The sequence below is a fragment of the Sphingomonas flavida genome (genome assembly GCF_036663655.1).
Lineage (GTDB): Bacteria > Pseudomonadota > Alphaproteobacteria > Sphingomonadales > Sphingomonadaceae > Sphingomonas.
Map to the genome: position 1 here is coordinate 247,063 of NZ_JAXOJH010000002.1, position 15,449 is coordinate 262,511.

Genomic DNA, 15,449 nt, shown 5'->3' on the forward strand with positions numbered 1-15,449 from the left:
TATACGAGGGCGGGCAGGGCGCGTCACCCCTTGATTGCGATGGATTTCCGTGGCCTTCGACTTCGCTCAGGCTGAACGGCTTCTGGTATCAAGCCCCACGCCTCTGCCTCCGTTCCGCCTGAGCGAAGTCGAAGGCCATGCCCCAAGCTCAAGCCGCCGCGCAGACCAGCCCTTCGCAACGCTTCAACGCCGCCGCCACCGCCCGCTCCAGCCCGGCGAGCGTGAACGGCTTGCGCAGGACCTCATGCCCCTCGAACCCCGCCGCCTGCACGTCACCCGCAAAGCCGGTGACGAACAGCACCGCCACATCCGGGTGGCGGGGGCGCAGCGTGGCGATCAGTTCGGGCCCGGTCAGATGCGGCATCAGCACGTCGGACACGATCAGGCGCACGCCCGGATGACGCGCCAGCAGCCCCTCGGCCTCGCGCGGGTCGCTGCAGGGGATGGGGTCGTGGCCCAGTTCGCGCAAGGCCTCCAGCGTCGCGGCCAGCACCCGTGGATCGTCCTCGACCAGCAGGATGCGCAACATGCCCGTATCGGCGGCCTCGACGGGTGCAGGCGCCTGTGCCTCGACCGGCGCGGCCACCGCTCTGGCTACATGGCGCGGCAGGTACAGGTTGACCGTGGTGCCCTCGCCCGGGGCGGTGCGGATGGTCACGTCGCCGCCCATCTGGCCGACCAGTCCGAAGATCTGGCTGAGCCCCAGGCCGGTGCCCTTGCCCGCGGGCTTGGTGGTGAAGAAGGGTTCGAACACGCGCTCGACGATGTCGGGCGTCATGCCAGCGCCCGTATCGGTGACGGACAGGATGACATAGTCGCCCGCGCCCGCGCGGGGCAGCGTGTCGACGGCAACCGTCGCTTCGCTGGTGGTGATAGTCAATTCGCCGCGCCCGTCCATCGCGTCGCGGGCATTGACCGCCAGGTTCAGGATGGCATTTTCCATCTGCGTCCGGTCGCCGAACAACAGCCAGTCGGTGGTCGCGTCCTCGACCGTCACCTTCACCCCGTCGCCCAGCGTCCGGTCGAGCAGGTCGCGCATGTCCGCGACCAGCTGGCGCGGTTTCAGCGATTCCGGCGTCAGCGCCTCCTCGCGGCTGAACATCAGCAGGCGGCGGGTCAGTGCGGCGGCGCGGTGCGCGCCCTCGGTCGCGCTCTCGAGATGGCGGCCAAGATCCTCGGCCTTGCCGGTGCGCCGGGCAAGCTCCAAGCCGCCCAGAACAACCGCCAGCATGTTGTTGAAGTCGTGCGCGATGCCACCGGTCAGCTGGCCCAGCGCATCCATCTTCTGCGCCTGGCGCAACCGGGCTTCCTGAACCTTCAGTTCCTGGGTCGCGGCCTCGACCGCGCTGGCCAGTTCCTCGGCCCGCGCGCGTTCGGCCCGCGCCTCCGCCCGCGCCTCGGCCCGTTGGGACACCGCGCGCAGGATCAGCCAGCCCAGCACCATGCCGCCGAATGCCAGCGCGATGACGAACAGCGCCAGCCCCCCCGCTATCCGGTTGGAATGGAGGACGGTGTCGCGCGCGACCGTGCTGCGTTGATCGAGGAGGATGCGTTCGCCGTCGATCAGCGCATCGAGCGTCCGCCCGATCTGCACCAGCGCCCGCGCCTGTCCCGCCTGATAGAACAGCGCATAGGCCTGGCGATTGTGGTGATAGGTGGTCGACAGTGCGATCGTGGCCAGTTGCTTGCCGCGTTCGTCATAGACCCGGCGCAGCCGGTCGATCAGCCGTTGCTGCGCGGGGTCCTCGACCAGCTGGTCCAGCCGGTCGAGCTGTGCGCCCGCCAGCGTCCATTCGTCCGAATAGATCTGGCCCGGCTTGTTGTCGCCCGAGATGACATAGCGGCCCAGCGACGCTTCCGACCGGGCGATCGTGCCCGCCAGCGTGCGCGCCAGGATCATCACGTCGTAACTGCGCCGCTGCCGCTCCAGCGCGCTGTCGCGTTCGCGATTGGCGTGGCCCAGCGTGAGGATGAGCATGACCAGCGTGATCGCACCGGCCAGCGCCACCGCGATCAGGGCCAGGGTCTGCCACCGGCTCCCCTCTCGCTGGTCTTCCTGCTCGGTCACGGTCGCCACGCTAAACCCAAGCCCCCCCGTTTGCCAAGCGGGTCAGGGGAGATCAGCCGATGACGCCCACCGCCTGTCCCGCCGCGCGGAACATGCCCAGCACCGTCTGGATCTGCTCGGGCGTATGCTCGGCACAGATCGAACAGCGCAGCAGATAGGTGCCCGCCGGGGTCGCGGGCGGACGCGCCATGTTCACGTACAGCCCGCCATCGAGCAGCGCCTGCCACATGACGACCGCCTGTTGCTGGTCGTCCAGGATGACGGCGACGATCGCGCTGTCGCAATTCTCGGTGCCCAGGCGGAAGCCCATGTCCTTCAGACCGCTATGCAGCGCGCGCGCGTTCGACCATAGCCGCTCGCGCTTGTCATGGGCGGTCATCAGCTTGCGGATCGATGTCGTCGCGGTCGCGACCACCGAGGGCGGCAGCGAGGCGGTGAAGATATAGGGACGGCAAGCGAGACGAACCGCCTCGAACTTCGGATGGTTGGACACCACGAAGCCGCCGACCGTGCCGACCGACTTGGAGAAGGTGCCGACGACGAAATCGACCTGGCCTTCCAGCCCCTGCGCCTCGTACACGCCGCGCCCGTTGGGTCCGAAAAAGCCCATCGAATGCGCCTCGTCGACCAGCACCATGCAGCCATGCTTCTTGGCGACCGCGACCATTTCGACCAGGGGCGCGATGTCGCCCAGCATCGAATAGACGCCCTCCAGCACGACCAGCTTGGCAGGCTCCTTGGGCAGGCGACCGAGCCGCTTGTCCAGATCCTCGACCGAATTGTGGCGGAAGCGGACGATCTCGGCATTGCCCTGCTGGCAGCCGTCATAGATCGACGCATGGCTGTCGGCGTCGAGGATGACATATTCGCCCTTGCCCGCCAGCGTCGAGATGATGCCCAGGTTCGCCATGTACCCGGTCGAAAAGACGATCGCGCCGGTCATGCCGTAGAAATCGCGCAACGCCTGTTCGACTTCCATATGGTCGTGGAAGGTGCCGTTGAGCATCCGGCTGCCATTGGTGCCCGAACCGAACTGCTCCAGCGCGGTCTTGCCCGCCGCGATGACGTCGGCGTCGAACGTCATGCCCATATAGTTGTACGTGCCGAGCAGGATCGTGTCCTTGCCGCGGATCACCGCCTCGGTCGGCGATTTCACCTGTTCCATCACGATCGCGAAGGGATCGGTGACGCCCGAGTCGAGAAGCGCCTGCCGTTCGGCGATCAGGCCGTCGAACTTGGAAAGCAGGTCGCGTTCCGGCGCGATTTCGGGCGCGTCGGTGGGCAGGGCGTGGGGCTGGGCAGCGGCTTCGGTCATGGGAAAGTCCGTCTCGGGCGCTTCAGGGTCAGGCTTGCTTCAGCTTTTCGACCGCGTCGACCAGCTGGCCGACATTCTCGATCTCGGCCTGCATGTTCATCGTGATGATGATGTCGAATTCGTCCTCGATCGCGGCGACGAAGTCCATCACGGTCAGGCTGTCCCACTCCAGGTCGCCCTGGAAGGTCGTCGCCTCGGTCAGCGCCACGCCCTTTTTGTTGAAGGGCGCGATCTGGGCCGCGACGGTGTCGAAAATGGCTTGGCGGTCGCTCATGGTGATCCTTTCAGTCGGGGGCCCAGTGGCACCCAAATGCGGCGGCTTTTCGACCGCGCGTCTATGTGTCTGCTATAGCAAGCCGTTGGCGCGATACCACCGCGCCGTATCCGCCAGCCCCTTGGGCAATGATATGGCGGGCTGCCACAGCGCCGGATCGGGCCGCAGGGCGGGGTCGGCGGTCCAGTCGGGGTGGCAGAGATAGCCGACCCGGTCTGCGGTCAACTTGGCGCGGGGCCCGCGCAGGCGGCGGTCGATCCTGGCGCCCAGGCTCAGCAACCCCTTGGGCAGATGCAGCGTCATCACCCGCCGCCCGACCGCCGCACCCATCGCGGCGGCCAGTTCGGCATGGGTCAGGACCTGGCCGTCATCGACCTCCAGCACCGCGCGCGGGCCGTCGGTTGCGACCAGCGTGGTCAGCAGCCGCGCGAAATCCTCGACCGCGATCAGCGAAAGCCTGCCCGGCGGCGGCATGAAGGCGAGGCCGAGCTTCGCGGTACGAAACACGTCCAGCCATTCGGTGTCATGGGGGCCGTAGATGCCGCTCGGCCGGACGATAGTCCAGTCGAGGCCGCTATCTGTCACCACATCCTCGGCCTGGCGCTTGGACCAGCCATAGACGGACAGGTCGGGCTCGCGCGCGGACAGCGAGGACACGTGGACGAAGCGGCGGATGCCCGCCGCCTTCGCCGCCTCGACCATCGCGCGGGTGCCGTCGATATTGCCAGAGACGAAGCCCGCCCGGTCGGGCGCGTTCACCACGCCCGCGATATGCAACACCGCGTCCGCGCCCTCGACCAGCGTGGCCAGGCTGTCCGGCCTGTCGAGCGCGCCCGCGATCCAGGTGATGCCAGCCCGCGACGGCTGGGCACGGCGGGTCAGCGCCCGCAGCGACAATCCCGAACCGGCGGCACGATCGACCACCGCGCGACCGACAAAGCCGGTCGCTCCCGTCACCGCCACGATCATAGCAGGGCCAAATGGTTGCGATGGATCAGCGCGGCGCGCGGTGCATGGCCCAGAATTTCGGCCTGCTGGTCCGACCGCGTGCCCACCAGCGCGCGTGCCTCGGTCGAGTCATATTCGCTGAGGCCGCGCGCGATCGTGCCGTCCGGCCCCTCGACGGTGACGAGATCGCCGCGCGCGAAATGCCCCTGCACGGCGGTCGCGCCCGCCGCGAGCAGGCTGTTGCCTTCGGCCAGTGCCTTCGCCGCGCCCGCATCCACGGAGATCGCCCCGCGCGCGGTCAGGCCGCCCGCCAGCCATGCCTTACGGGCAGGGGCGCTCTTTTCGGCGACAAAGATGGTGTGGCGTGCGGACGTCGACAGCGGATGGTCGATCCGGCCCGACGCGATGGCGAGGTGCGCGCCCGCGCTGACCGCAATACGCGCGGCGGCGATCTTGGACACCATGCCGCCCGAACCCATGCCCGAGGCGGAGCCGCCATCGGCCATGCCACTGACCGCCTCGATCCGCTCGACGCGTTCGATATGCCGGGCGGTCGGATTGGTGTGGGGATTCGAATCGTACAACCCGTCGACGTCGGAGAGCAGCAACACGCCGTTCGCCCCGGCCGCCTGACCCACCCGCGCGGCGAGTCGGTCATTGTCGCCGAAGCGGATTTCCTCGGTGGCGACGCTGTCATTCTCGTTGATGACCGGCACCACGCCCAGGCCCAGCAACCGCCCCAGCGTCGCGGCGGCGTTCAGATAGCGGCGGCGATCCTCCAGATCGTCCAGCGTCACCAGCATCTGCGCGGCGGTGAGGTTTTCGGCGTGGAGCAGCTCGGCCCAGGTCTGGCTGAGCGCGATCTGGCCGGTGGCGGCGGCGGCCTGTGCATCCTCCAGGCTGGCGCGACCGCCCTTGGGCAGGCCCAGGCGACGCGCGCCGAGCGCAATCGCGCCGGACGAGACGATGGCGATCTGCTGCCCCTGCCGCACGCGCGCGGCGATGTCGGCGACCAGACCGGTCAGCCAGTCGCGGCGCACATCGCCTTCGGGCGTGACGAGCAGGGCCGAGCCGACCTTGACGATCAGGCGCTGGCAAATGGTGGGGGGGAAGATCATTGTGAGGGGAAGCACCACGATTGTCGGTCTCTGCGAGGCTCTTTTCCCTCCCCCATCCCCTCCCGCTTGCGGGACTGGCGTGATTGGGGCGAACGGCCCGCCAGGTATCGCTCCCCTCCCGCAGGCGGGAGGGGATGGGGGAGGGCCGGATGTCTTACCGAGCCCATCCCCCGACACCTCAGGACAAGGGCGACCACGTAATCTCGTCCTCGCCCACGTCCCCCTCGGGCACGGCGTCCGGCCCCGGGCCCATCTGCTCCAGCAGCTTGTCGAGCACCCAGTCGATGCCGGTGCCCGCCGCGCCCGACAGCGGGATCACGTCCGCGCCGCTCGCCTCGGCCAGTTCGGCCGACAGCGCCTCGATCAGTTCGTCGTCGAGCGTGTCGATCTTGTTCAGGGCGATGATATGCGGCTTGTCGATCAGGCCCGCGCCATAGGCCTCCAGCTCGTCGCGGACGATGCGGTAGCTCTCGGCCACATCCTCGTCATTGGCGTCGACCAGATGGAGCAGCACGCGGCACCGCTCGATATGCCCCAGGAAGCGATCGCCGATCCCCGCGCCGTCGGCGGCCCCCTCGATCAAGCCGGGGATGTCGGCGACGACGAACTCGCGGTCGTGATGGCGCACCACGCCCAGCTGCGGGCGGGTGGTGGTGAAGGCATAGGCGCCGACCTTGGCCTGCGCATTCGTCACCGCGTTGATGAAGGTCGACTTGCCCGCATTGGGCAGGCCCACCAGGCCCGCATCGGCCAGCAGCTTCAGGCGCAGCCAGACCCACGCCTCTTCGCTGGGCCAGCCGGTGCCGTGCTGGCGCGGCGCGCGATTGGTCGAGGTCTTGTAGGTGGCATTGCCCCGCCCGCCGTCACCACCGCGCAGGAACACCTCGCGCTGGCCGACCTTCGTGAAGTCGAGCAGCACCTCTTCCTTGTCCTCGGACAGGACCTGGGTGCCGACCGGCACCTTGATGACCAGATCGTCGCCGCCGCCGCCGGTACGATTCGACCCCGACCCGCCCGAACCGCGTGGTGCCCGGAAATGCTGGGTGTAGCGGAAGTCGATCAGGGTGTTCAGGCCTGCGACCGCCTCGAAGATGATATCGCCGCCCTTGCCGCCGTTGCCGCCGTCGGGACCACCATATTCCATGAACTTTTCGCGGCGAAAGGACACTGCGCCGGGGCCGCCCGAGCCGGAGCGGACGAAAATCTTGGCCTGATCGAGAAAATGCATGGGGTCGCCTTTACCGCTGACCGCCGCCACTGACCAGCCTTGCTGCGCTCAGGCGACCAAGGTAGCCCCGCCGCAGCGCACGCCGTTGACGGTCAGGTCGGCCTGCCCGACATGCAGGCCCAGCAGATCGGTCAGGTTGCCGATCATCAGGTCCAGCGCGGGCGCGACCGGGGTCAGCGCCGCACCGACCGTGCCGGACAGGCCGCCCAGGCCAAGGCCGAGGCCCAGAATCTCGGTGCGCAGGCTGACCTGCCCGATCAACGCGCTGGCGATTCCCCGCACGGCGGAATTGGCGGTCACGGTCTTGGACGTCAGGTTGGTGATGTCGTTCTGGCTGAAGCTGACCCGCTGCCATGCGCTGTCGGCGGCCAGGTTGATCCTGGCATAGCCCTGCACATTGGCCAGCGGCACCTGGAGCAGCGGTACCTCGCCACCGATCGGCGAACGGCTCATGTCGTTGAAGCGGCTGCGGTCGATCTGCGCGATGGCGATCGTACCGGGGGAGGGGAGTACGTCCAGGCTGACGCTCGGGATGCCTGCCGTACAGGTGACGCTGTTCAGGCGCGCCTGGGCCGAGGCGGTCTCGACGAAGATCGGCAACTGGACATTGGCGACCAGCGGTACGCCGATCTGGGTCTCGATCAGCAAACGCTGCTGCGCGGTGCGGACGATCGCCGATCCGTTCGGCGCGACGGCCAGCCAGGGCGAATTGACTGGCCGCTGGCCGATCGCCAGCAGCACCTTGGTCGAGAGGAGGCCGGGCACCGACGCGCCCAGGTCCAGCGCGACCTGACGCTGGCCATTGGCGACCGACAGCGATTCGCGCAGCATCGAGTAAGCATCCATGGTGATGACATCGCGCGAGTTCGACTTGGTCAGGTCGCCCAGCGGCCCCAGGTCGATTAGCCGGGTCAGCGGCACCGTCGATCCCGGCAGGCGGGTCGACAGGTTGCGCAACAACGCGGCCGTTCCCGCATTGCCGGCGGCATCGGCCATCGCATTGACCAGCGAGGGCAGGGCGACGTCGGTCGCCAGGATCGTGTCGAAGCTCGCCCCCGTCAGCCCGATCCGGGTGCCGAGCGACTCGCTCATCTTCAACAGGTCGATCCGGCCGCTGATCAGCGCCTGATAATCGCCCAGCGACAGTGACAGGTCGCTGCCCGCCAGCCCGTTGAGCAGCGCGCCGGGCAGACCGCCCGATACGCTGGCCAACCGCGTCCCCATCGAGAAGGAAGCCAGGTCGATCCGCCGCGCCGTGGCGCTGGCGGCGACGGGCGTGCTGTTCTGGCCCGTCAGCAGCCGGCCGAAGAACAGGGGCACCGGGCGGCTGAGCCGGACGCGCAACGCACCCGCATCGGTTCCGGCCACGAATCGGTTGGCGGGCGCGATGCCGGTGTTGGCCTGATAGCTGCCGGTGGTGATCGTGGCGGTCACATCGCTCAGGCCATTGGCGGCGATCAGGCGGTTGATCGCCTCCGCCCGGCGATCGACGGACGATGCGACGGCGGCAAGCGCGGCTTGGTCGGCAATTCCCTGCAACCGGCGTTGCGATAGTGACATCATGCCGACGTCGATGCCTAGCGCGGCAAAGCCGATGATCGCCATCGCGGCGATCGCGGTCAGGATGCTGACCGCCCCGCGCCGATCCCCCCAGAGACTGGGCATCACAGGCCCCCGATCATCGCGACACCGCGCGCGGTCAGGGTGGTGCCGGGAGAGGGCACGAAGGGCAGGCTGAGCAGGGGGTCGGCGGATGCATCATAGCGGACCGACACGGTGATCAGATTGTCGACCTCGACCGTGTCCACCTGTCCCCGATCGCGGTGCAGGACGCCGGTCGAATCGAGCATCCGCTTGGCGGTGTCGACCGCGATGCTCTTGCGCTCGGTGGCATTCATGCCGGCAAGCGACGCGCGGGCCGCGTCATGCGCCGCCTGCTGGACCAGATGGGCGGTCAGGAAATAATCGCCATAGCTGACGATGCCCATCAACAATGCCAGCAGGAAGGGCAGCACCAGCGCCATCTCGACCGCAGCGACACCGCGAGGGCATCGTGTCACGCCACCCGGGCCATGGGGGCGGCAGATTCGAAAGGGGCACGACGCGACGACGCGAACGGACATAAGGGCCACCGGACAATCCCCTGCGGCAGTGAGCACGACAGAAGAAAGCGGTTTCAAACCTTATCAATTTCCTAATAATTCCGCATGCATTCGTATACTGTCATTTTAAAATAAAAGCATGACCAGAATGGTCGGTGCACCCAAATTCAACGGCATGCATCCTGCCCAATTCGAGCAGGACCGTGCGACAGAGCCATGTCGTGCAGTACTGTGCGAAATGGGGCTCGTACGAGTCGCGAGACGTTGGCTGATGCGATTCGATCCGCAGATTTGGGACCGATCGCCATTCAAACTGCAAAGTCCTTATTCTTCCCCCTGTAAGGGGAGGGGGACCATGCAAAGCATGGTGGAGGGGTGTCCCCGGCTGCGAGCTTTTACTGCCCTTTCCTATCGGGACACCCCTCCGTCAGGCCTTCTGCCTGCCACCTCCCCTTACAGGGGAGGAATGGAGTAAGTATCGATTTTAGAGCACGATGACGTCAGTTCGACCCACCCCTCCCCTTCAGGGGAGGGGCCGGGGGTGGGGCGCTTCCACAAACGACAAGCCTTGGGGTGATGCCCCACTCCAACTCCTCCCCTAAAGGAGAGGGGCTTTCTTCGGATCAACCTCATGTCATCGCGTTCCAGGACCGCGCAACGAACGCGGTCCCGTCAGGGTCAGGCGGCCAGCGGCATCATCGTCCGTCGTTCGCTTTCCAGGTCGAGTGCATAGTGCAGGCTGGGCGACAGGCCCGACCGTCCAGCCGACGCCCGCGCCATGCGCTGTCCGGTGGCGCGAAAGCCCAGCTTGCCCAGGACGCGCCCGGATGCCGGGTTGTCGACGAAGTGCCACGCGCCCAACCGGCTGATCGGCAGGGCATCGCGTGCCATGGCGACGACGGCGCGGCCCGCCTCGGTCGCATAGCCGCGACCCCAGGCCGATGGGGTCAGCCAATAGCCGAGTTCGTGGCCGGTATCGCCCGCGATGATCGCGATGCCGCCGATCAGGTCCGGCGCACCACCACGATCGAGCGCGGTGATCAGGAAGCGCGGCTCGGTCGGTCCGCAGGACTGGGCCAGCCAATGCTCGGCATCGGCGCGGGTATAGGGATAGGGGACACGCGCCGCCATCCGGGCGACGTCTTCATGGCCGATGGCCTGGGTCAGGGCGGCGGCATCTTCCGGCCAGGCTGGCCGCAACAGCAATCTTGGTGTCCGCGCGAACATCACTCGACAACTCCTCGTCACGCCCGGCGCCTCTGGCACACGCCCATGACGGGACGGAGACAGACGCCGCAAGCGGTGGAGGGAGCATGAAAAAAGGGAGCCGGGGTGACCCGTCTCCCTTTTTTGCTGGTTCCTGCGCGGAACCCGGGTCACCCTGGTGGGCAACCCGGCGCGGTTGCCCGATTATTCGGCCGCTACGGCCAGTTCGACCGAGCAGAATTTACGGCCCAGCTTGCCCTCGTGGAACGCGACGCGGCCATCGACGAGCGCGAACAGGGTATGGTCCTTGCCCATGCCCACGTTGCGACCCGGATAGAACTTCGTCCCGCGCTGACGCACGAGGATGTTGCCGGCGATGGCTTCCTGGCCACCGAACTTCTTCACGCCAAGGCGACGGCCGGCCGAATCACGACCGTTACGCGACGAACCGCCTGCTTTCTTATGTGCCATTGCGAACTACTCCTGGATTTCGTTGGGGTGGCGCGGCTGAAATTCAGGCGCCGACCGACACGATCTTCAGGATCGTGTGCTGCTGACGGTGGCCGTTGCGGCGGCGATAGTTGTGACGGCGACGCTTCTTGAAGACGATGACCTTGTCGGCCTTCGCCTGAGCGATGATCTCGGCGGCGACCGTGATACCGTCGACGGCCTTCAGCTCCGAGCCTTCGCCCGCCAGCAGGACGTCACCCAGCGTCACCGACGCGCCGGCTTCGCCCTCGATCTTCTCGACGACGATCTTATCTCCGGCGGCGACGCGATACTGCTTGCCGCCCGTGCGCACGACTGCGAACATGGCTCTCATCACTTCCCAAATGCATGGCTCCCGCGCGGGGATGCCCGTCGGGAAAGAAGGGTCAGCTAGGCAAAGGGGCGGCGATTGTCAACCGGGGAATCCGGTTTTCGCCCCTGTCAGGCGATCCCCATGCCCCTCAATGGCGGTGTTCGCGCCGCAAGAGGTAGCGGCCATCGGCGTAGCCGGTGAACAGGCCGGGGATCGCGGGATGCTCGATCGGCTCGTCGCTGTCGTCGCGCAGCAGGTTCTGCTGGCTGACATAGGCGACATAGCTCGATTCGGCGTTCTCGGCGAGCAGGTGGTAGAAGGGCTGGTCCTTGGCGGGCCGGATATCCTCCGGGATCGCGTCATACCATTCGTCGCTGTTGGCGAAGACCGGGTCGACGTCGAAGATCACGCCGCGAATATCGAACATCCGGTGACGCACGACGTCCCCGATCGCGAACCGGGCGGTCGCAACCATCGGCGCCTCCACATCCAGGCGCGAGGTGAGAGGCAGTGTGTCGATACGATCCATGCAGCCGATTTAATGTCTTTGTCGCGTTGCACAAGTTTAGGCGCTTGCAATGCATAAAAAGCTGATCTAACAGCGCGCCTCCAATCGATCAGCCCCAGCGGTTTTCCACCGCTCGGACGTCCTCGCGGAGAGGTGGCAGAGTGGTCGAATGCACCGCACTCGAAATGCGGCGTACCGGCAACGGTACCGAGGGTTCGAATCCCTCCCTCTCCGCCACTTACCCTGCTGACGATCGGGACACGGATGGAAATCCCGGTTCCCCAAGCTTCATGACCATCACCCCGTCATCTTGCGCCCATGCGCCTTTTTCCCGGTGCGATGCGTATTGGAGAAGGGGTGGCGCGATCACCCGGCCATCATGAGGTTTCCGCAATGACCCACATTCCTTTCGCCCTGGGTGCCGCCCTGCTGATCCTGTCGCCGGGTATCGCGGCGGCGCAAGGGACCCCCGATCAGGGCAAGAAGGCCTGTGTCGCCGAGGCGCGGCGGCTGTGTCCGATGGAAATGAAGTCGATGAGCCGCAAGAAGGTCGAGGGCTGCATGATCCAGAAGATCGAGCAGACCTCGCCGACCTGTCATGCCGCCATGTTGCGGATCAAGGCCGAGCGTGAGGCGGCGTCGCCCCGGCGTTGAGCCCCAGCGCGCGGTTCTCCGCGCCGATCCGGACATAGAGCATCGCCGCGTTGAGTATCGTGAACAGCGCGGCGATGCCGACCAGCCCGAAGGTCAGCGGCAGGACCGCGATCTCGGCGGTGACGACGGCGTAATTGGGATGGCGCAGAAAGCGGAACGGCCCCTTGGCGACCAGCGAGACGCCGGACAGGACGATGATCCGCGTGGTCCAGCGCGGACCCAGTGTCGCCAGCACCCAGATTCGCATCCCCTGCAACACCACGAAGACCATTAGCAGCGGCCAGGATACCGGCTGGTCACCGACGCTGAACCACAGGGCGAGCAGCCAGGCGGTGTGCATGGCCACCATCACCGGATAGTGATTCGCACCATATTCGCGCGCGCCCGCCGCCATCAGCCGTGCGGTATTGCGCCTGGCGATGACCAGTTCGCTCAGGCGCTGAAGCGTGACGAACGCCATGATGGCATAGGGCAGGATCATCGGTCGCACTCCAGCACCAGCGAGGAGGCGGTGAAGCCCGGCCCCAGCGCGCTCAGGACCGAACGGGGCGGCAGGCCCCGTCGGCGATACCGGTCCAGCACGAACAACACGGTCGGCGCGGACATGTTGCCGTGATCGTGAAGGACCGTGCGTTCCTCTGCCAGCGCACCGCGTTCCAGTTCGAGCGCGTTTTCCAACGCCTCCAGCACGCGCGCGCCGCCGGGGTGGCAGATGAAGCGATCGACGTCGGACAGCGCCAGCCCCTGAGCGCCCAGCATCTCGGTCACCGCCTGGCGCATCTCGCGCTCGACAAAGGCGGGGATGGCGCGGTTCAGGACGACGGCCAGACCGGTTTCCTCGGTGCGCCAGCCCATGATGTCGAGCGTGTCGTTCCACGTCTTCTCCGCACTGCCGACCAGGCGAGCGAAGCCCTGCGCACCGGTTCGCAACACACAGGCCGCCGCGCCGTCGCCGAACAGCGCTGTCGAGATCAGGTCGGCCTTGTCCGCGCCGTTGGTCCGCAAGGCGAGGCTGCACAGTTCGACCGTCACGAACAAAACGGTCGATCCCGGCCGCGCCCGCGCCAGATCGGCGGCCAGCGCCAGCCCGGTGGCACCGCCCGCACAGCCCAGGCCGAAGACCGGCACGCGGCGGACATCGTTCCGAAACGCCAGCCGCGCCATGGCGCGCGCCTCCAGGCTGGGCGTCGCGATCCCGGTCGACGAGACGGTGACGATCGTATCGACCTGATCCGCCGTCACGCCCGCTTCGTCCAGCGCTGCACCGGCCGCCGCGACGAACAGGTCGAGCGCCACGTCGAGATAGGCGGCGCTGCGCTCCTCGAACGAGCGGGGGGTGCGATACCAGTCGAGCGGCATGGCCAGCTGACGCTCGGCAATGCCCGCATTGGCGAAGACCGGGGCAAGCCGATCGAAATCGGTGAAGCGATCGCCGATCAGTTCACGTGCGGTGGCGAGGGCCTGATCCTGGGAGAGTCGATGGCGGGGCGTGCGCGTCGCAAGCGACAAAAGGGCAACCGGTTGAGACATGCACCGTCCGAGTAGCCGGGCGACCGGCGGAAATGGATACTGGTGCGCAACGATCCGCGTCGCGGCTGGTTCATCCTGTCGCGAAATAGAGGAGCGGACCGAGGGTATGCGAAGCGACGACAGGACAGCGGCGGTCGCATCGCCCATCGCCGAACCGCAAAAGACCGGGCTGGCCTCCTGGGCGGGCTTCACCTTCATGTGCCTGGGCATGTTCATGGCGATCCTGGACGTGCAGATCGTCGCGACCTCGCTTCCCACGATCCAGGCCGCGCTGCGGATTCCGACCGACCAGATGGTGTGGATCCAGACCGCGTACCTGACCGCCGAGATCGTCGCGATTCCGCTGACCGGTTATCTCACCGACGTGCTGGGGATGCGGCGGCTGTTCGTCGGCGCGGTCAGCCTGTTCACGCTCGCCTCGATCGGTTGTGCGATGAGCGACCATTTCGAGAGCCTGATCCTGTGGCGCGTCGTCCAGGGCTTTTCGGGCGGCACTTTGATCCCGATCGTGTTCTCTGCGGTGTTCCTGCTGTTTCCGGTGCGGGTGCAGGGGCTGGCGACGACGATCGCCGGGGTGGCGGCGGTGCTGGCGCCCACCATCGGGCCGATCGTCGGCGGTTGGGTGACGCAGTCCTTTTCCTGGCACTGGCTGTTCCGCATCAACATCGTGCCGGGCATCGCCGCGGCGATCGGCGTCGCTTGGCTGTTGCGAGGGCAGGCGGCGGTCGAGCGATCGGGGGGCGCCCGGGCGATCGATATCGTGGCGCTGGTCCTGCTCGCCGGGGCGCTCGTCGCGTTGCAGATCGGGTTGAAGGATGCGCCGACGCGGGGGTGGGGCGATGCGCGGGTGCTGGGCCTGCTGGCGGTCTTCATCGCGTGCGGCATCGGCTTTGTCGTGCGGACGTGGCGTGCGGCGTCGCCGCTGGTCGAGTTGCGGTGCTTTGCCGACCGCAATTTCGCCATCGGATGTTTGTTCAGCTTCGTCCTGGGCTTCGGCCTGTTCGGTTCGACCTATCTGATGCCCTTCTTCCTGGGGCTGGTGCGCGGGCACGGCGCGCTGCGCATCGGGGAGATCATGCTGGTCACCGGCATCGCGCAACTCGTGACCGCGCCGATCGCGGTGTGGGCGGAGCGGCGCTTCGATCCGCGCTGGCTGACCGCCTTCGGCTTCGCGTTGTTCGCGGCCGGCCTGCTGATGAGCATGGGGCAGACGGCGCAGACCGACTTTCATGCGATGATCCTGCCGCAGATCGTGCGTGGGGCGGCGATCATGTTCTGCCTGTTGCCGCCGACCCGCATGGCGCTGGGCCGCCTGCCACGCACATTGGTCGCCGATGGCAGCGGGCTGTTCAACCTTATGCGCAATCTGGGCGGCGCGGTCGGACTGGCGCTGGTCGATACGATGATCTTCAGCCGGGCGGCGACCGAGGGCCGCCACATCGCCGGCCGGCTTCAGGCGGGCGACCTCGACACCGCGTTGCGCATCGGCATTCCTAAGGACGCCTTTCTGGAGCAGCGCGGACAGCCGGTCGACGACTTCGCCATGGAGATGGTGCGGCCGCTGGTGGAAAAGGCCGCGCTGGTGCCATCGATCAATGCGGCCTGGGCGATGTGCGGGATATTGACCGCGATCGCCCTGATCGCGGTCTTCTGGGTACGCCGCACGCCGACCGAATGAGTGGCCGGAAACGCGGAG

Annotated in this window: 16 protein-coding genes and 1 tRNA gene; 3 read left to right on the top strand and 14 right to left on the bottom strand. The window is 67.1% G+C overall.

The window, feature by feature from the left end; genetic code table 11:
• Positions 1-148 precede the first annotated feature (148 nt).
• The 12 genes from U1703_RS03335 to hspQ all read right to left on the bottom strand — a co-directional run bounded on the left by U1703_RS03335 (position 149) and on the right by hspQ (position 11,536).
• Complete coding sequence (locus tag U1703_RS03335) at positions 149-2,068, bottom strand: ATP-binding protein (RefSeq protein ID WP_332784566.1); 1,920 nt, start codon at positions 2,066-2,068, stop codon at positions 149-151.
• Positions 2,069-2,120: 52 nt separating this feature from the next.
• Positions 2,121-3,383, bottom strand: a complete 1,263-nt coding sequence (gene spt, locus U1703_RS03340; protein ID WP_332784567.1) for a serine palmitoyltransferase — start codon at positions 3,381-3,383, stop codon at positions 2,121-2,123.
• Between the two features lie 28 nt (positions 3,384-3,411).
• Positions 3,412-3,657, bottom strand: coding sequence for an acyl carrier protein (locus U1703_RS03345; protein WP_058718202.1), 246 nt, complete (start codon positions 3,655-3,657; stop codon positions 3,412-3,414).
• A 72-nt stretch (positions 3,658-3,729) separates the two neighbouring features.
• The gene (locus tag U1703_RS03350) at positions 3,730-4,626 is read right to left on the bottom strand and encodes an SDR family oxidoreductase (RefSeq protein WP_332784568.1); all 897 of its coding nucleotides are present in this window, start codon (positions 4,624-4,626) and stop codon (positions 3,730-3,732) included.
• The gene (gene proB / locus U1703_RS03355; protein ID WP_332784569.1) at positions 4,623-5,723 is read right to left on the bottom strand and encodes a glutamate 5-kinase; all 1,101 of its coding nucleotides are present in this window, start codon (positions 5,721-5,723) and stop codon (positions 4,623-4,625) included. The genes U1703_RS03350 and proB overlap by 4 nt, the downstream gene beginning before the upstream one ends.
• A gap of 178 nt (positions 5,724-5,901) precedes the next feature.
• A complete protein-coding gene (gene obgE, locus U1703_RS03360; protein ID WP_320452655.1) occupies positions 5,902-6,951 on the bottom strand; it encodes a GTPase ObgE in 1,050 nt (349 codons plus the stop codon).
• Positions 6,952-6,999: 48 nt separating this feature from the next.
• A complete protein-coding gene (locus U1703_RS03365) occupies positions 7,000-8,616 on the bottom strand; it encodes a pilus assembly protein TadG-related protein (RefSeq protein WP_332784570.1) in 1,617 nt (538 codons plus the stop codon).
• Positions 8,616-9,011 (bottom strand): TadE/TadG family type IV pilus assembly protein, encoded by a 396-nt coding sequence (locus tag U1703_RS03370; RefSeq protein ID WP_320452653.1) that lies wholly within the window; start codon positions 9,009-9,011, stop codon positions 8,616-8,618. The genes U1703_RS03365 and U1703_RS03370 overlap by 1 nt, the downstream gene beginning before the upstream one ends.
• A 720-nt stretch (positions 9,012-9,731) precedes the next feature.
• The gene (locus U1703_RS03375) at positions 9,732-10,280 is read right to left on the bottom strand and encodes a GNAT family N-acetyltransferase (RefSeq protein ID WP_332784717.1); all 549 of its coding nucleotides are present in this window, start codon (positions 10,278-10,280) and stop codon (positions 9,732-9,734) included.
• A gap of 183 nt (positions 10,281-10,463) precedes the next feature.
• Positions 10,464-10,730: a 50S ribosomal protein L27 gene (rpmA, locus tag U1703_RS03380; RefSeq protein ID WP_332784571.1), complete on the bottom strand. Its 267-nt coding sequence runs from the start codon at positions 10,728-10,730 to the stop codon at positions 10,464-10,466.
• Positions 10,731-10,773: 43 nt separating this feature from the next.
• Positions 10,774-11,073: a 50S ribosomal protein L21 gene (gene rplU / locus U1703_RS03385; RefSeq protein WP_007405484.1), complete on the bottom strand. Its 300-nt coding sequence runs from the start codon at positions 11,071-11,073 to the stop codon at positions 10,774-10,776.
• A 136-nt stretch (positions 11,074-11,209) separates the two neighbouring features.
• The gene (hspQ, locus tag U1703_RS03390) at positions 11,210-11,536 is read right to left on the bottom strand and encodes a heat shock protein HspQ (RefSeq protein ID WP_332784572.1); all 327 of its coding nucleotides are present in this window, start codon (positions 11,534-11,536) and stop codon (positions 11,210-11,212) included.
• 180 nt (positions 11,537-11,716) lie between these two features.
• Here hspQ and U1703_RS03395 point away from each other — a divergent pair.
• Positions 11,717-11,806, top strand: a tRNA-Ser gene (locus U1703_RS03395).
• 156 nt (positions 11,807-11,962) lie between these two features.
• Positions 11,963-12,223 (top strand): hypothetical protein, encoded by a 261-nt coding sequence (locus tag U1703_RS03400; RefSeq protein ID WP_332784573.1) that lies wholly within the window; start codon positions 11,963-11,965, stop codon positions 12,221-12,223.
• Here U1703_RS03400 and U1703_RS03405 read toward each other — a convergent pair.
• Positions 12,186-12,704: an isoprenylcysteine carboxyl methyltransferase family protein gene (locus tag U1703_RS03405; RefSeq protein ID WP_332784574.1), complete on the bottom strand. Its 519-nt coding sequence runs from the start codon at positions 12,702-12,704 to the stop codon at positions 12,186-12,188. The genes U1703_RS03400 and U1703_RS03405 overlap by 38 nt on opposite strands.
• Positions 12,701-13,753: a type III polyketide synthase gene (locus tag U1703_RS03410; RefSeq protein ID WP_332784575.1), complete on the bottom strand. Its 1,053-nt coding sequence runs from the start codon at positions 13,751-13,753 to the stop codon at positions 12,701-12,703. The genes U1703_RS03405 and U1703_RS03410 overlap by 4 nt, the downstream gene beginning before the upstream one ends.
• 106 nt (positions 13,754-13,859) lie before the next feature.
• Between U1703_RS03410 and U1703_RS03415 the strand changes: the two genes are divergently transcribed.
• Positions 13,860-15,431, top strand: a complete 1,572-nt coding sequence (locus U1703_RS03415) for a DHA2 family efflux MFS transporter permease subunit (protein WP_332784576.1) — start codon at positions 13,860-13,862, stop codon at positions 15,429-15,431.
• Positions 15,432-15,449 lie beyond the last annotated feature (18 nt).

Excerpts from the sequence above, each read along its gene's own strand:
- spt (WP_332784567.1), bottom strand. The coding sequence starts at position 3,383 with ATGACCGAAGCCGCTGCCCAGCCCCACGCCCTGCCCACCGACGCGCCC.
- U1703_RS03345 (WP_058718202.1), bottom strand. The coding sequence starts at position 3,657 with ATGAGCGACCGCCAAGCCATTTTCGACACCGTCGCGGCCCAGATCGCG.
- U1703_RS03350 (WP_332784568.1), bottom strand. The coding sequence starts at position 4,626 with ATGATCGTGGCGGTGACGGGAGCGACCGGCTTTGTCGGTCGCGCGGTG.
- proB (WP_332784569.1), bottom strand. The coding sequence starts at position 5,723 with ATGATCTTCCCCCCCACCATTTGCCAGCGCCTGATCGTCAAGGTCGGC.
- obgE (WP_320452655.1), bottom strand. The coding sequence starts at position 6,951 with ATGCATTTTCTCGATCAGGCCAAGATTTTCGTCCGCTCCGGCTCGGGC.
- U1703_RS03365 (WP_332784570.1), bottom strand. The coding sequence starts at position 8,616 with ATGCCCAGTCTCTGGGGGGATCGGCGCGGGGCGGTCAGCATCCTGACC.
- U1703_RS03375 (WP_332784717.1), bottom strand. The coding sequence starts at position 10,280 with ATGTTCGCGCGGACACCAAGATTGCTGTTGCGGCCAGCCTGGCCGGAA.
- rpmA (WP_332784571.1), bottom strand. The coding sequence starts at position 10,730 with ATGGCACATAAGAAAGCAGGCGGTTCGTCGCGTAACGGTCGTGATTCG.
- rplU (WP_007405484.1), bottom strand. The coding sequence starts at position 11,073 with ATGTTCGCAGTCGTGCGCACGGGCGGCAAGCAGTATCGCGTCGCCGCC.
- hspQ (WP_332784572.1), bottom strand. The coding sequence starts at position 11,536 with ATGGTTGCGACCGCCCGGTTCGCGATCGGGGACGTCGTGCGTCACCGG.
- U1703_RS03400 (WP_332784573.1), top strand. The coding sequence starts at position 11,963 with ATGACCCACATTCCTTTCGCCCTGGGTGCCGCCCTGCTGATCCTGTCG.
- U1703_RS03405 (WP_332784574.1), bottom strand. The coding sequence starts at position 12,704 with ATGATCCTGCCCTATGCCATCATGGCGTTCGTCACGCTTCAGCGCCTG.
- U1703_RS03410 (WP_332784575.1), bottom strand. The coding sequence starts at position 13,753 with ATGTCTCAACCGGTTGCCCTTTTGTCGCTTGCGACGCGCACGCCCCGC.
- U1703_RS03415 (WP_332784576.1), top strand. The coding sequence starts at position 13,860 with ATGCGAAGCGACGACAGGACAGCGGCGGTCGCATCGCCCATCGCCGAA.